The 16,177-nt window shown below is 74.5% G+C and carries 8 protein-coding genes; all 8 read right to left on the minus strand.

The annotated features are described in order from the left end of the window. Nucleotides 1-17 precede the first annotated feature (17 nt). The 8 genes from OG702_RS21295 to OG702_RS21330 all read right to left on the minus strand — a co-directional run bounded on the left by OG702_RS21295 (nucleotide 18) and on the right by OG702_RS21330 (nucleotide 16,147). Nucleotides 18-314, minus strand: a complete 297-nt coding sequence (locus OG702_RS21295; RefSeq protein WP_327290503.1) for a hypothetical protein — start codon at nucleotides 312-314, stop codon at nucleotides 18-20. Next, nucleotides 311-12,523, minus strand: a complete 12,213-nt coding sequence (locus tag OG702_RS21300) for an SDR family NAD(P)-dependent oxidoreductase (protein ID WP_327290504.1) — start codon at nucleotides 12,521-12,523, stop codon at nucleotides 311-313. Before OG702_RS21300 ends, OG702_RS21295 begins: the two co-directional genes overlap by 4 nt. A gap of 47 nt (nucleotides 12,524-12,570) precedes the next feature. Continuing rightward, nucleotides 12,571-13,017, minus strand: a complete 447-nt coding sequence (locus OG702_RS21305) for an ester cyclase (RefSeq protein WP_327290505.1) — start codon at nucleotides 13,015-13,017, stop codon at nucleotides 12,571-12,573. Then, a complete protein-coding gene (locus OG702_RS21310; protein WP_327290506.1) occupies nucleotides 12,980-13,888 on the minus strand; it encodes an MBL fold metallo-hydrolase in 909 nt (302 codons plus the stop codon). The genes OG702_RS21305 and OG702_RS21310 overlap by 38 nt, the downstream gene beginning before the upstream one ends. Continuing rightward, nucleotides 13,885-14,274: a nuclear transport factor 2 family protein gene (locus tag OG702_RS21315; protein WP_327290507.1), complete on the minus strand. Its 390-nt coding sequence runs from the start codon at nucleotides 14,272-14,274 to the stop codon at nucleotides 13,885-13,887. Before OG702_RS21315 ends, OG702_RS21310 begins: the two co-directional genes overlap by 4 nt. A gap of 2 nt (nucleotides 14,275-14,276) precedes the next feature. Beyond that, on the minus strand, nucleotides 14,277-14,612 hold the full coding sequence (locus tag OG702_RS21320; RefSeq protein ID WP_327293308.1) for an antibiotic biosynthesis monooxygenase family protein: 336 nt from the start codon (nucleotides 14,610-14,612) through the stop codon (nucleotides 14,277-14,279). Beyond that, the gene (locus OG702_RS21325; RefSeq protein ID WP_327290508.1) at nucleotides 14,609-15,340 is read right to left on the minus strand and encodes a cupin domain-containing protein; all 732 of its coding nucleotides are present in this window, start codon (nucleotides 15,338-15,340) and stop codon (nucleotides 14,609-14,611) included. The genes OG702_RS21320 and OG702_RS21325 overlap by 4 nt, the downstream gene beginning before the upstream one ends. A gap of 180 nt (nucleotides 15,341-15,520) precedes the next feature. Next, complete coding sequence (locus OG702_RS21330; RefSeq protein WP_327290509.1) at nucleotides 15,521-16,147, minus strand: response regulator transcription factor; 627 nt, start codon at nucleotides 16,145-16,147, stop codon at nucleotides 15,521-15,523. Between the last annotated feature and the right edge of the window lie 30 nt (nucleotides 16,148-16,177).

Here is a 16,177-nt window from a genome sequence, read left to right on the forward strand (position 1 = left end):
GGCCTCGGTGTCCTGGCTCATCGCGGGTCACTCCGCCCGGGGTCCTGCGGGTCGTCCGCGTACTCCACCGGAAGCGGCACCCAGGCGCCGCCCATGGTGACGAGGATCTGCCACAGCGCGTCCAGGAAGTCCCGCTCCCGCCGGGGCGGCGCGGGCCGGGTCCCGGAGCCGGCGACCGGCCTCCGCGCGGACGGGGTCCGGGACGGGGGGATCCGCTGCCGCGGGATCCACACCTCGGGGGCGCGTGGCCCGAAGACCCGTGCCCGCAGGGTCCGTGCCTTGCCGGTCCGCGCCCTGGGGCCGCGGCCGGTCATCGCGGGCCGCCTTCGCCCAGCGCGGCCGCGATCAGCTCTTCGGTGTCCATCGCCTCGATCAACTCCTTCTGGCTGGGCCGCGCCTGCGGCGCCGGCGCGACGACGAGGATGCGGTGTATGTGGTCGGTGAGCGCCGCGGGAGTCGGGTAGTCGAAGACCGCCGTGGCCGGCAGCGGCGCGTCCGTCAGCGGTGCGAGGGCGTTGCGCAGCTCGATCGCGATCAGCGAGTCGACCCCCAGGTCGCGGAAGTTGCGGTCGGCGTCGAGCGGCTGACCCTCGCGGTGGCCGAGCACCGCCACCAACTTCCGGCTCAGCAGGTCCAGTACGCGCTGCCGCTGCTCGTCCCGGCCGAGCCCGGCCAGTTCGCGCCGCAGCCGGACCACGTCGTCCTGGCCGCCCGGCCGTACCGGCGCGCGCAGCGTCACCGCGGCCACCTGGGCGCGGGGCGCGGTCAGGGCGGCGTCGAACATCGCCAGGCCGTCGGAGCGGGAGATCGGCGCGAGCCCGCGGTCGCGCAGCCGCGCCAGGTCCGCCTCGCCCAGCTGCCCGGTCATGCCGCGCTCACCGGCCCACAGCCCCCACGCGATGGACACCGCGGGCAGGCCGCCGGCCCGGCGGTGCGCGGCGAGACCGTCCAGGAAGGCGTTCGCGGCCGCGTAGTTGGCCTGGCCCGGCGAGCCGAGCGCGCCGGCCACCGAGGAGAACAGCACGAAAGCGCTGAGATCAAGACCGCGGGTCGCCTCGTGCAGATGCCAGGCGGCGTCCGCCTTGGCCGCGAGCACCGCGGCGAGCCGCCGCGGTGTCAGCGAGTCGAGGACGCCGTCGTCGAGGATGCCCGCCGCGTGCACGACCGCGGTCACTCCGGCGGACGCCACCAGGTCCGTCACCGCGGCCCGGTCGGAGACGTCGCAGGCCACGACCTCGACCTGCGCGCCGGCCGCGGCCAACTCCGCGCGCAGCGCGGGCGCCTCGGGCGCGGCCGGGCCGCGCCTGCTGACCAGCAGCAGGCGCCGGACCCCGTGGCCGACGACGAGATGCCGGGCGAACAGCGCGCCGAGACCGCCGCTGCCGCCGGTGATCAGCACCTTCCCTTCGGGACCGAACGGGGACCCTGTCCCCGCCGGCTCGGCGAGCGGCGCGAGGTGCGGCACGTGCGGCACACCCGAGCGGACGACCACCTGCGGCTGCTCCGTCGCCGGGACCGCGGGCAGGTCCACTTCGCCGTCGGTGTCCACCAGGAAGAACCGGCCCGGCTGTTCGGCCTGCGCGGACCGCACCAGGCCCCACACCGCCGCCCCGGCCAGATCGGGTACGTCCTCGCCCGGCAGCGCGACCGCGCCACGGGTCACCACCACCACCCGCCGCGTCCCCGGCGCGGTCAGCGCGTCCAACGCCCGCCGGGTGGCGGCGTGTACGGAGGAGATGACGTCGGCGCCGGTGGTGAAGCCGTCGAGCACCACGACGTCGTCGAACGCGGCCGGCCGGGGCGCGGGCGCGGAGTCCAGCGGGGTCCAGGCCAGTTCCCGCAGCAGGCCGCCCGGCGCGGACATCGGCCGCAGGCGTACCGGCCCTGCGGTCAGCACCGGCCTCCCCGCCTGGTCGTACGCCGCCAGCGCGACGCCGTCCTGGCCGGCCGGGGACAGCCGGACCCGCAGGCCGTCAGCCCCGGGCCGGTGCAGCACCACGTTCTCCCACGCGAAAGGTACGTCCGTGCCGCCGCGCCCGGTGCCCACCACCCACGCCTGCAACGCCGCGTCCAGCAGCGCCGGGTGCAGGCCGTAGCCGACGGTGTCGAGATCGGCGGCGACCTCGGCGAGCACGTCGTCGCCGTCGCGCCACAGGGCCCGCAGCCCGCGGAAGGCCGGGCCGTAGCCGAGCCCCTGGTCCGCCAGCCGGGAATACGCACCCGCCGGGTCGAGCGGCACCGCGCCGGCCGGCGGCCAGGCCGCCGGTTCGGCGGGTACCGCGTGGACCGCGGTGGCCAGCGAGCCCCTGGCGTGCACCACCCAGGGCGCGGCCGGCTCGTGGGCGCGGGCGGACAGCACCACCTCGCCCGCCGGGTGGGCGACCACCTGGACGGTCACCGCGCCCTGTTCGGGCAGCACCAGCGGCGCCTGGATCACCAACTCGCGTACCGCGGCCGCCCCGACGTCGGCGGCCGCGCGCAGCGCCAGTTCGGCGAAGAGGGTGCCGGGGGCGAGCACCGTACCGGCCACCGCGTGGTCGGTCAGCCAGCCGGGGGAGGTGCGGGAGACCGTGCCGGACAGGACCACCGTCCCGTCGTCGGGCAGCTCCATCCGGGCGCTGAGGACCGGGTGGCCGGCCGCGACGAAGCCGAGTCCCGGGGTGGCGAGCGGGGGTTCGGGCCGCAGCCAGTAGCGCTGCCGGTCGAAGGCGTACGTGGGCAGCTCCGCGTACGGCCCTGACCGCACGCCGAACACCGCCCGCCAGTCCACCGGCAGGCCCCGCGCGGACAGTTCGCCGAGCGTCGGCAGCAGGCTGGCAAGTTCCGGCAGGTCGCGGCGCAGCAGCGACAGCGCGACGACCTCGGTCGGGATGGTCTGCGCCGCCAGCGTGGCCAGCGCCCGCCCGGGGCCGATCTCCACGAAGGTGCTCGCGCCCAGCTCCGCCAGGGCGTTAACGCACGGCAGGAAGCGGACGCTGCCCCTGGCGTGCCGCAGCCAGTAGTCGGCGGACCGCAGATCGCCCTGCGCGGCGGGTCCGCCGCTGACGTTGGACATGATCGGGATCGTCGGCGGGTGGTAGCTCACCTCCCGGGCCACCGCGGCGAACTCCTCCAGCCGGCCGTCGAGTTCGGCGGAGTGGAAGGCGTGCCGGTTGCGCAGCTTGACCGACCGCCGCCCCCGCTCGCGCCAGTGCGCGACGACCCGCTCGACGGCCTCGGGCGTCCCGGAGATCACCGTGGCCTGCGGCGCGTTGAGCGCCGCGATGGACACCCCGGCTTCCAGGGTGGGTTCGATCTCGTCGGCGCCCGCCTGGATCTGCACCATCACGCCGGGCGGCAGCGCGCCCATGGCGCGGCCGCGTGCGGTGATCAGCCTGGCCGCGTCGGGCAGCGACAGGATCCCGGCCACATGCGCCGCGGCCAGCTCGCCGAAGGAGTGGCCGAGCAGGTAGTCGGGACGCAGCCCGAAGGACTCGACCAGCCGGAACAGCGCGACCTCGACGGCGAACAGCGCGGGCTGGGTGAACTCGGTCTGGTCCTGGAGAAGCCCCGCCTCAGGCGAGCCCTTCTCGGCGAACAGCAGCTCCGCCAGCGGCCGTTCCAGATTCGCGTCGAGTGCGGCGAGCACGTCGTCCAGCGCGGCGGCATACGCCGGGAACTCCGCGTACAGCGCCGCGCCCATGGCCGCGTACTGGCTGCCGTGGCCGGGGAAGAGGAAGACGAGCGGCCCGGAGGCCGGTGCGGCCGGTTCCGCGTGCGCGGCTTCGGCGAGCCGGTCGATCAGCTCGGCGCGGTCCGCGCCGGTGACGACCGTCCGGTGCGGGAAGTGCGATCGGGTCGCGACCAGCGCGGAGGCGATCGCCGCCGGGTCCACGTCCCCGTGCGCCCGCACGTGGGCCAGCAGCCGCGCGGCCTGGCCGCGCAGCGCGGGCTCGCTGCGCGCGGACAACACCCAGGGCAGCAACGGCCAGTCGGGCTCGGAGGGCACGGGTTCCGGCTGCGCGGGCGGCTGTTCGAGGATCACATGGGCGTTGGTGCCGGAGATGCCGAACGCGGAGACGCCCGCGCGCCGCGGCCGTCCGGTGTGCGGCCAGTCGACCGGCTCGGTCGCCAGCGCGACACCCCCGGCCGACCAGTCCACCGCGGGGGTCGGCGGGTCGGCGTGCAGGGTCGGCGGGACCACGCCCTGGTTGAGCGCGCCGATCATCTTGATCACGCCGGCCATCCCCGCGGCGGCCTGGGTGTGCCCGATGTTCGACTTGACCGAGCCGAGCAGCAGCGGGCGGTCGGCGGGCCTGTCCTGGCCGTAGGTGGCCAGGACCGCCTCCGCCTCGATGGGGTCACCGAGCACCGTGCCCGTACCGTGCGCTTCGAGGACGTCGACGTCCCCGGTGGACAGGCCCGCGTCGGCCAGGGCGGCGCGGATCACCCGTTGCTGGGAGGGGCCGTTGGGCGCGGTCAGGCCGTTGGAGGCGCCGTCCTGGTTCACCGCGCTGCCGCGCACCACCGCCAGCACCTTGTGCCCGGACTCCCGGGCCCGCGAGAGCCGTTCGAGCACCAGCACGCCCGCACCCTCGCTCCAGCCGGTGCCGTCGGCCGCGGCGCCGAACGACTTGCACCGGCCGTCGGCGCCCAACCCGCCCTGCCGGGCGAACTCCACGAAGACCCGCGGGGTGGCGATCACCGTGGCGGCGCCGACCAGTGCCAGGTCGCACTCGTCGGAGCGCAGCGAGCGCGCGGCCAGGTGCACGGCGACCAGCGACGAGGAGCAGGCGGTGTCCACGGTGACCGCGGGCCCCTCCAGGCCGAGCGCGTAGGCGACCCGGCCGGACGCGACACTGCCCTGGCTGCCGATCAGCCGGTAGCCCTCCACCCCGGCGGCCGCGTCGTCCACGCCGGCGCCGTAGTCCTGCGCCATGATCCCGGCGAACACCCCGGTCCGGCTGCCGGCCAGCGACTCCGGCGCGATGCCGGAGCGTTCCACCGCCTCCCAGCACACTTCGAGCAGCAGCCGCTGCTGCGGGTCCATCGCGGCCGCCTCGTGCGGGTTGATGCCGAAGAAGGCGGCGTCGAACGCGCCCGCGTCGGCGAGGAATCCGCCCTGCCGGGTGGACGGTCCGGAGATCTGCCAGCCGCGGTCGGTCGGGAAGTCGCCGATCGCGTCCCGGCCGGTGGCGACGGCCTCCCACAGGTCGGCGGGGGAGTCGATGCCGCCGGGGAACCGGCAGCTCATGCCCACCACGACGATCGGGTCGGCGTCGTCCACCACGCCGGCGGGCGGCGCGTCCGCGCTCCCGCCGCGTCCGGCGGCGCGGTCGCGCAGGTAACCGGCCAAGGCGGTCGGCGTGGGGTAGTCGAAGACCACGCCGGCGGGCAGCGCCATGCCGGTGGCCGCCTTGAGCCGGTTGCGCAGTTCGACGGCCAGCAGCGAATCGAAGCCCAGATCGCGGAAGTTGCGGTCCGGGTCGACGGGGGCGCCGCCGCCGTGCCCCAGCAGGAGCGAGGCCTGGGTCCTGGTCAGCATGAGCAGGTCCGTGGTCCCGGAGCCCGTGGCGGGTGCCGCCATGGGCCGGCTCGGCGCCAGGTCGGCCAGCACCGAGGGGAGTTCGCCGAGGCCAGCGGACATCTGGAGCACCGCGCGGTCGACCGGCATCGCCACCACGGACGGCCGGTGCTGGGCGACGGCGGCGTCGAAGAGCGCAAGCCCCGCGTCCACCGGCAGTTCGGTCAGGCCGCGCCGCCTGAGCCGGACGAGGTCCGCGTCGCGCAGCTGCCCTGCCATGCCGGCGCCGCGGTCCCACAGGCCCCAGCCGATGGACAGCGCAGGCAGCCCGCGGTCGTGCCGGTACGCGGCCAGCGCGTCGAGGAAGGCGTTGGCCGCCGAGTAGTTGGCCTGCCCGGGGCCGCCGCACACGCCGAGCACGGAGGAGAACAGCACCAGCGCGGCACCGGTCCGCTCGGTCGCCTCGTGCAGATACCAGGCCGCATCGGCCTTGGGGCGCAGCACGGCGTCCATCCGGTCCGGGGTCAGTGCGTCGATGACGCCGTCGTCGAGCACCCCGGCCGCGTGGATCACCGTGGTCAGCTCCGGCGTCACCAGGGCGGCGACCGCGTCGCGGTCGGTGACGTCGCACCGGACCACCTGGGCTTTCGCGCCCAACTCCGCCAGGTCCGCGACCAGTCCCGCGGCCCCGGGGGCGTCCGGGCCCTGCCGTGAGGCGAGTACGAGCCGTCGCACGCCGTGCCGGGCCGCCAGGTGGCGGGCCAGCGCCGAGCCGAGGCCGCCGGTGCCGCCGGTGATCAGTGTCGGTCCGCCGGTGTCGCCGGTGATCAGTGTCGGTCCGCCGGTGTCGAACCCTCCGGCGGCCGAGTCCGGTACGGGCGTGAGGCGGGCCGCGCGCAGCACTCCGGCGCGGATCATCACCTGCGGTTCGCCGCTCGCCACGACGGTGGCGATGTCGATGTCCGCGCCGCTGGCCGTGTCGGCGTCCACCAGCACGATCCGGCCGGGCGCCTCGGCCTGCGCCGCCCGCACCAGACCCCACACCGCGGCGGCGACCGGATCGGGCGCGCCGCCACCGGGGGGCTGCACCGCGCCACGGGTGGCGACCAGCAGGACGCTGCCCGCCGTCCGCTCGTCGGCGAGCCAGTCCTGGAGCACGCCCAGCACCCGGTGGGTGGCGGCGTGCACGGCGGCGGGCAGATCGGGGCCGGCCGGTGCGGCCGGTCCGCCGTCGAGGAGCACGACGTTCGGCAGCGGCACCGTCCGGTCCAGGTCGTCCCAGCTCGCGACGGACACCGGGAGCGCGTCACGGCGGGCCAGCGGCGGCCAGGTCAGTTCCAGCAGGCGGTGGGCGGTGGCGTGGCCGGCCCGGGACACCGCGGCCTGCTGCTCGGCCGACAGCCGCCGCAGGACGACCGACCCGGCCGTGCACACCGGCCGGCCGCCGAGGTCGTAGGCCGCGAGGGAGAACTCCTCCGGCCCGGTCGGGGTGATCACCACCCGCAGCGCGGTCGCGCCGGTCGCGAGCAGCCGGACGTCGGCCCACGCGAACGGCAGCGCAAGGCCCTCCCCGGCGACGGTCACCAGCGCCGCGTGCAACGCCGCGTCCAGCAGCGCCGGGTGCAGGCCGAACCCGGCCGTATCGGTGCCGTCCGGCAGCGCGACCTCTGCGTAGACGTCCTCGCCGCGGCGCCACACCGCGCGCAGGCCCTGGAAGGCCGGACCGTAGCCGTAACCGCGTTCCGCCAGCCGCTGGTAGGCGCCGGCCAGGTCCACCGGGGTCGCCGCCGCGGGGGGCCACTCCCCGAGCTCCGGGGGCAGATCGGGCGGGTCCGCGGCGGTCAACTCGCCTCGCGCGTGGGTCACCCACTCGTCGCCGGTGCGGGAGTGGATCGCGATCTCGCCGTCGTCCACGACCACCCGGACGGCCACACCACCCTGCTCGGGCAGCACGAGCGGTGCCTGCACGACCAGTTCGCCTACGCGCTCCAGGCCGACTTCGGCGCCCGCGCGCAGCGCCAGCTCGACGAACGCGGTGGCCGGCACCAGCAGGGCGCCCGTGACCGCGTGGTCGGCGAGCCAGCCGTGCATGCCGAGCGACAGCTGTCCCGACAGCAACACCGCCCCGGTGTCCGGCAGTTCCGCGACGGCACCGACCAGCGCATGGTCCGCGGCGGTCAGGCCGAGACCCGTCACGTCCGTCCGCGGCGCCGCTTCCAGCCAGTACCGCGTGCGGTCGAAGGCGTAGGTGGGCAGCGGCACATGCCGGGCGTCACCGAACGCCGCGTCCCACGCCACCTCGCCGCCCCGCACGTACCGCTCCGCGGCGGAGGCCAGCAGCCGCGCGGGGCCGCCCTCGTCGCGCCGCAGCGAGCCGACCACGGTGACCGTGCGGCCCGCCGGCTCGGCGGTCTGCTCGATGTGGATGCCCAGCGCCGGGTGCGGCGAGCACTCCACGAAGTGCCTGAAGCCGTCGGCGAGCAGCGCCTCGACGGAACGCTGGAAGGCGACCGGCTGCCGGCAGTTGCGGTACCAGTACGCGGGCGTCAGCTCCTCGCCCGCGACGGGCGCCCCGGTCACCGTCGAGTAGACCGGCACCGCGGCGGCGCGGGGGCGGACGAACGCGGTCAGGCGGGCGAACTCGCCCTCCAGCGGATCGACGAGCGGGGAGTGCGAGGCGAGCCGGGCCACGATCCTGGCCCGGACGCCGTTCGCGCGCAGCTCGGCGGCGAAGGCGTCCAGCACGTCCGCGGGCCCTGCGACCGTCGTCCCGTTCGGGCCGTTGACGCCCGCGATCGTCAGGCCGGGCAGCAGCCGTCCGGCCACCTCGCTCTCCGGGGCGGCCACCGACACGATGGCGCCGGGCAGTTGCTCGGCCATCAGCCGCGACCTGGCGACGATCAGCCGGCCGGCGTCCTCCAGCGACAGCGCACCGGCGACGCAGGCGGCCGCGATCTCCCCCTGCGAGGTGCCCACGACGGCGTCCGGCCGCACGCCGAGCGAGCGCCACAACTCGGCCAGCGACACCAGCACCGCGAACAGCGCGGGTTGCACGACGTCGGCACGCTCCAGCCACGAGTCGTCGACGGTCTCCCGGACCGTGTCGAGCAGCGACCAGTCGACGAGCGGGTCGACGACCGCGGCGCAGTCGGCCATCCGGGCGGCGAACACCGGTGCGGTGTCCAGCAGTTCGGCGGCCATGCCCAGCCACTCGATGCCCTGCCCGGGGAAGACGAACGCGGTCCTGCCCGGCTCGTCCTCCGCCCGGCCGTACGTCACCTGGGGGGCGGGCAGCCCGGCGGCCACCGACGACAGCCCGGCGACCAGGTCGGCTTCGTCCGCGCCCACCACGACGGCACGGTGGGCGAACCGCGACCGGGTGGACGCCAGCGACCGGCCGATGTCGGCCGCGTCGTGCCCGGTGTCGCCGCCGGTGTCGTGGCCGGAGTCGGGCCCGCTGTCGTGCTCGGAGTGGTGCCCGGTGGCGGTGTGGTCGAGCAGCCGCCGGGCCTGGCCGCGCAGCGCGTCCTCGGTCTTGGCCGACAGCACCCACGGCACCGCGGGCCAGCGCGGTTCGCTCCGGGGCGGCAGCGAACGGGCGGGCGGTTGTTCGAGGATGACGTGCGCGTTGGTGCCGGAGATGCCGAACGACGACACGGCCGCGCGGCGCGGCCGCCCGGTGTCCGGCCAGTCCTGGGCGCTGGTGGCCAGCCGGACCGCGCCGGATGACCAGTCGACGTGCGGGCTCGGCGCGTCGACGTGCAAGGTCGCGGGCACGACGCCGTGCCGCATCGCGGCGACCATCTTGATCACGCCGGCCACGCCCGCGGCCGCCTGGGTGTGGCCGATGTTGGACTTCAGCGAGCCGAGGAGGAGTTCGCGGCCGCGCGGCCGCCCGCGTCCGTACGTCGCCAGGATCGCCTGCGCCTCGATCGGGTCGCCCAGCGTGGTCCCGGTGCCGTGCGCCTCGACCACGTCGACGTCGAGCGCGGACAGGCCCGCGTCGGCGAGCGCGGCGCGGATCACCCGTTGCTGGGAAGGGCCGTTCGGCGCGGTCAGCCCGTTGGAGGCGCCGTCCTGGTTCATCGCGCTGCCCCGCAGGAGCGCCAGCACCTCGTGGCCGTGGCGGCGCGCGTCGGAGAGGCGTTCCAGGACGACGACGCCGACGCCCTCCGCCCAGGCCGTGCCGTCGGCCGCCGCGGCGAAGGACTTGCAGCGTGCGTCCGGCGACAGGCCGCGCTGCCGGGCGAATTCGAGGAAGACCCGCGGCGTCGACATCACGGTGGCACCGCCGGCCAGCACCAGGTCGGACTCGCCCGACCGCAGCGACCGGCTCGCCAGATGCATCGCGACCAGCGAGGAGGAGCACGCCGTGTCGAGGGTCACCGCGGGACCCTCAAGACCCAGCGTGTACGCCACCCGGCCGGACGCGACGCTCGACAGGCCGCCGGTGATCCGGTAGCCCTCGACGGACTCGCTGGAGTCCCAGCCGTACATGCCCAGGAACGCGCCCGTACGGCTGCCGGCCAGCGACAGCGGGTCGATCCCGGCGTTCTCCAGCGCCTCCCAGGTGACTTCGAGCAGCAGCCGCTGCTGCGGGTCCATCGCGACCGCCTCGCTGGGGCTGATCCCGAAGAACCCCGCGTCGAACCCGGCGACATCGCTGACGAAGCCGCCCTCGCGGACGTACGTCGTGCCCGTACGGTCCGGATCGGGGTCGTAGAGCGCGGCCAGGTCCCAGCCCCGGTCGGTGGGGAACGCGGAGATCACGTCACGTCCGCCGGCCGCCACCTCCCACAGACCGGCCGCCGAGGTGACGCCGCCGGGGTAGCGGCAGCCGATGCCGACGATCGCGATCGGGTCGTCGGCGGCGGGCTGCGGGGCGCCGGCTGGCCGGCCGGGCGGGAGCTCACCGCCGGACCGCCCACTCGCGGGAAGCGTGCCCGCCGAAGGACCGCCGGGGGTCTTGCCACCCGGGAGGCCGCCGCCCGGGAGCCCGTTGTCCCGCTCACCCTCGCCGGCCTGCTCGGCCAGGTGCGCCGCGAGGGCGGCGGGTGTCGGGAAGTCGAAGACGGCGGTCGCCTCGACCGGCCTCCCGGTCGCCGCCGACAGCCGTTCTGCCAGCTCGACCGCGCTGAGCGAGCCGAAGCCGAGGGACCGGAAACTGCGCTCGCGCGGTACGCCGTCGGCGTCGTGGTGCCCCAACTGGGCAGCGACCTCGGCCCGGACGACCCCGAGCATGTCGCCGGCAGGGACAGCCACCGCACCGGCCGGCCGGTCACCCTGAGTCGGCCGGTCAGCCGCACCCTGCCGGTCATCCTGAGGCGACTGGGCAGCCGCACCCGACCGGCCACCCACACCCGACCGATCACCCGCCCCCGACCGGTCGAAGGCGTACCCGGGCAGGTCCACCGCCCGGGCCCCGGTGCCGGTGAAGACCGCGGGCCAGTCCACCTCGCCGCCCGCCACGAAGTCGTGCGCCGCCGCCGACAGCGCGGCGTCCCCGGCCGGACCGGCCACCGCAGGGTCGTCCCCGAGCACCGCGGGCCCGTCCCCCACCGCCAACGCCCGCAGCCCCGAGTCCAGTTCGGCCCGGTCGCGGCCGAGGGCGACCGCGCGGACCGGGAAGACCGTGCGGGTGGTCGCCAGCGAGTAGCCGACGTCCACCGGGTCGCACCCGGCAGTGGTCTGGTCCAGCAGCCGCCTCGCCTGCCCGCGCAGGGCCTCAGGGGTCTTCGCCGACAGCACCCACGGCACCCATGGCACCACCCGCAGGCCCGAGGGCGCGGACGAACTCGGCGCCGGGGGCGCCTCGGTGAGGACGACGTGGCAGTTCGTGCCGCCGATGCCGAACGAGCTGACGCCCGCCACAGCAGGGCCGCCCTCGGGCCACGGCCGCGCGCGGGTGTTGACCAGCAGGTTCAACTCGGCCAGCGGGATGGCCGGGTTGGGCTCGGCGAAGTGCAGGCTCGCGGGCAGCTGCCCGTTCCGCAGGCTCAGTACGGTCTTGAGCAGTCCTGCGATCCCGGCGGCGGCTTCCAGGTGGCCGATGTTGGTCTTCACGGAGCCGACCAGCAGCGGCGCCGTCCGGGTCGGGGCGTTGCCTAGCGCGGCGCCGAGGCCCGCTGCCTCGATCGGGTCGCCCACGGCGGTTCCGGTTCCGTGCAGTTCGACGTACTGCACCGCGCCCGGGTCGACCCCGGCCTGCCGGTAGGCCCGGGTGAGCAGCGCCTGCTGCGCGGCCGCGCTGGGCACGGTCAGCCCGTCCGTACGGCCGTCGTTGTTCACCGCGCTGCCGAGGATGACCGCGGCCACGGGGTCGCCGTCGGCGAGCGCGTCGGCCAGCCGCTTGACGACGACCAGGCCGCCGCCCTCGCCGCGGACGAAGCCGTTGGCGCGGCTGTCGAAGACGTGGCAGCGGCCGTCCGGGGACAGCACCCCCATCTCGGCCAGGCCGCTGCCCTCGTCCGGGGCGACGATCAGGCTGACCCCGCCGGCGACGGCCAGGTCGCACTCACCGGTGCGCAGCGACTGCACCGCCAGGTGCACCGCGACCAGCGACGAGGACTGCCCGGTGTCCACGGTGAGGCTGGGGCCCCGCAGGCCCAGGGCGTGGGACAACCGGTTGGCGGCCATGCCGCGTTGCCGCCCGGTGAAGGTGTAGAGGCCGGGCGCGGCCGCCGGCGCGAACTCGGCCGGCGCGGACACGAACACCCCGGTCTGCGTGCCGGTCAGCCGGGCCTCGGTCAGCCGGGCGTTCTCCAGCGCCTCCCAGCCCAGCTCCAGCATCAGCCGCTGGTGCGGGTCCATGGCGGCGGCCTCCCGGGGGAAGAGGCCGAAGAAACCGGCGTCGAAGCCGGTGATGTCGTCGAGGAACGCACCACGCCGCGCGGTCGGCCGCCCCGGGGGAGGGTCGGTGACCGCGTCGGTGCCCGAACGCAGCAGCCGCCAGAACTCGGCCGGTCCGTTCGCCCGGGGCAGCCGGGCGGCTGTGCCGATGATCGCGAACCCGTCTGTCATGATGCATCTCCTCGACGAAATCCCGGATGGCGGAGCGGAGTTGCCGGTCAGGAACCGGCGTCCGCCTGGCGGAACGCGGAGGTGTCGGGCGGCGTCATCTTGCCCAGCTGCATCATCAGGACGTGCAGGTCGTTGCAGGCCCAGTGGTCGCTGACCCGGCCGTCGCGGATGCGGGCGATGTGGATCTCGTTCCAGCTGATGGTGCGGCCGGTCGGCTCGGCGCCGAAGACGGTGCCCTTGTGGGTGCCGGTCAGCCGGACGTGCTGGATGACGTATTCGCCGTCCTCGAAATCGCGGATGAGGTCGACCTTGAGGTCGGGGAAGCCCTCCCGCTCGACCCGGATGACCGACTTGACGCCCTCGCGGCTGGTGTCCATTCCGGGCGGCGCGTTGTGGTTGACGAAGTCCTCGGTCATCAGCTCGTCGAGGACGTCCGTATTGCCCTGGGAGAATGCCTCATCGAGAATGCGACGGGTCTGGATCTTGTGGGACACGGTGTTCTCCTTGGAATTGTTTGCCGGTTGTCTCGGAGAGGGCTACCTGGATGTTGACGAGGGTCCGTTCCGGTTCGAGCCAGACCGCGGCCGGGCCCGGGTCGAACCGCGCCCACACCGCCTCCGCGGACAGGCCCTCCGCTTGTGCCAGCCGGGCGGCGGCGAGCACCCGGTCGAAGTAGCCGGCCAGGTCGTGCAGTGCCTCGATCCCGGCCGGCTGGCCGTGCCCGGGCACGATCACCCGCGGGCCCAGCGCGATCAGCTGGTCGAGCGCGCTCCGCCAGCGGCCGACCCGCCCGTGCACGGCCAGCGGGGTCACCCCCGCGAAGCACAGGTCGCCGCTGACCAGGACGCGTTCGGCGGGCAGCCACACCGCGAGGTCGGCTGCCGAGTGGGTGTCGGTGAATGCGAGCACCCGCGCCCCCTCGGGCAGGGCGGCCTCGATCCCGGCGGGCGGCACCGGTTTGGCGGCCACGCTGTCCCAGTCCGCGAGCAGCGCCGCGAACCTGGGCATCACCTTGGCGAGCAGCGAGGGCAGTCCGGGCTCGCCGATCATCTTGCGCATCCCGGTCACCGTCCGCGGATGGGCGATGATCGGCACCCCGTCGAACAGCACGTTGCCGCCGATGTGGTCGGTGTGGATGTGGGTGTTGACCACCAGCTCGGCGCGACGGCCGCGGCGGGTCAGCGCGTCGACGATGCCGGAGGCCATCTCCGGCAGCAGCATGGTGTCGATCACCGTGGCGGGGCCGCCGAGCAGCAGCACGCTGTTGGACTGGCCCGCGCTGCCGTCGCCGTTCACCACCGCCACGACGCCGTCGGCGACCTCGACCTCCTGGCGCACGGGTATCAGGACCGGCATGGCGGTCATCCGTGCAGGGCGCGGATCTGCTGGATCAGGCCGGTGCGGTCGAGCATGGCGTGCCAGGACACGATGTGGCCGGCGTCGGCCCTGATCGTCTCCACCACGTTCCACGCCAGCCGCCGGTCGGTGCCCTTGGGCACGCCGGACAGGCTCAGTTCGACCGAGAGCGCGGAGCCGTCGGCGGACTCGATGATCCCGTCGACCTTGTGCTCCAGCTCGTCGTAGAGCCCGCGCTGCTGGGCGAACATCTCGCCGAGCCGGTTCGCGCCCTTGGTGTGCTGGCTGGCGGTGCGGATCTCCACGTCCGCGGCGCACAGTTCGAACAGCGCGGGGGCGTTGTCGGCGTCGATCTCCGTGTAGACGGACTCCCAGAGTTCGCGTGCGGTTCTCATGGTCACTCCTCCTTTTCGCCGGAGACGATCCAGTCGACCTGGTAGACGTGGACGTCCACGTCGTCGGCGTACTTGTGCAGTTCGAGGATCAGCGCGCGGCCGGCCTCGCTGCGGATGTGCTCCTGGAAGGCCGCCAGCTCGCTCCACTGGGCGTAGTTGGTCACCCGGCTGCCGTCGACGCTGCAGTGCACGTTGGCCGAGACGAAGCCGGGCATGTGCCGGACGATCTCGTCGGTCTCCTTGCGGATCGCGGCGGACAGCGCCTGCTGGTTCTCCGGCTTGCAGTGGAAGATGTTGATGTAGGTCATCAGCCGTTCTTCGGCGGAGATGGTGCTCATGACCACGTCGCCAGCGTCTCGGCGACCACGGTGAAGCTGCGGAACTCCGGCTCGGAGTAGCACTCCCGCATGGGCCGCACCAGTTCCTTGTGGTCCTCGGACTTCTCCCAGCTGAAGAAGTCCGCGATCGAGGTCCACTCGCTGGCGATCAGCCAGCTCCGCGGGTCCTCCGGCGACTGGCAGATCTGGTCGCGGATGTGCCCGGGGGTCGCCGCGACGCTGAACCTGACCTTCTCGTAGGCGGTGAGGAAGTCCTCCCGCTTCTCCTCGGCCACCTTCATCATGAACAGCACGCGGGCCGTGCCGGCGGCGCTGTCGGCCTGCTCCCCGGCCGCCGGCTCGCCGAGCACCTCGGTGTCCACGTGCGCCAGCGACGGGTCCGGCGCGAGCGGGCCGATGTGGTAGACGGTCAGCGACTCGGTCGTGCCGACGTTGCGCAGCCGGTGCCGCTTGCCGATGGGCACGTAGATGCCCTCACCGGCGCCCAGCGTCCAGTTCTCGCCCTCCACTTCGAGTACCAGATCGCCGTTGACGACGAATAGGAACTCCTCGGAATAGGGGTGGAAATGCTCGACGACGTGTTCGCCGGGCTGCAGGACCGCCGTTCCCATGTAGCCGGACCTGCTGCCCACCGAACCGGGGTGCAGCACCATACGCAACTGGCCGCCGCGCGCCCGGTAGGGCTCTATTTCCGCCGCCCGTATTCGGCTCACCTGTGAATTACTCATGGGGAAATCATCTCCGACGCTCTCCCGGGTCCGCATCAGCGATCTGCCGCGAAAATCCGGCGGCTGATCCGCACCATTTCGCGGGTAATCCGCAACGGCTTCCCGACGGGCGCGTCCGGCCGTCGGCGGACCCCGGGTGAGCCGCGGGGCGGACCTGTTCCGGTCCGCCCCGCGGCGCGCTCAGTTCATCGGCATCGCAGCGTGCGCACGGAAACCGTGCATGCAGGCGTAGACCGCCAGTTGGGTGCGGTCGCGCAGGTCCAGGGCGCGCAGCAGCGAGGAGATGTGCGTCTTGACCGTGGGTCTGCCCAGTTGCAGCTGGTCGGCGATCTCCACGTTGGTCAGGCCGTGGCCGATCAGGCCGAGTATCTGCCGCTGGCGCGGGGTGAGTTTGACGCCGTCGCCCGGGCCGGCCGGCACCTCGGAGGGCCCGTTGTAGCGCAGCGCGGTGACCAGCTCACCGGCCACCCACGGGTCCAGCGCCACCCCGCCGCGGTCCACCGCCCGGATCGCGTCCACCAGCCCCTGCACCGGTGTGTCCTTGTGCAGGAAGCCCTGCGCGCCGCCGAGCAGCACCTTGATCGCGGTGCCGGGGTCGAGGTTGGCGGACAGTGCGAGGACCTTCACCTCCTGCTCCGCGGTCCGGCTCACCACCTGTCTGGCCAGTACGTCCCCGATGTCGAAACTGTCCAGGTCCATCAGCAGTACGCGCGCCCGATGGTCCCGCAGCAGCCTGGGACTGTAACTCGCGGTGTCGAATTCGACGACCACATCGATCCCCTGTATACCGCGCAGTACCGTCATCATGCCTGCCCGATATACGCCGGGACCACCACA

Origin of the sequence: Streptomyces sp. NBC_01198, assembly GCF_036010485.1 — a bacterium.
Lineage (GTDB): Bacteria > Actinomycetota > Actinomycetes > Streptomycetales > Streptomycetaceae > Actinacidiphila.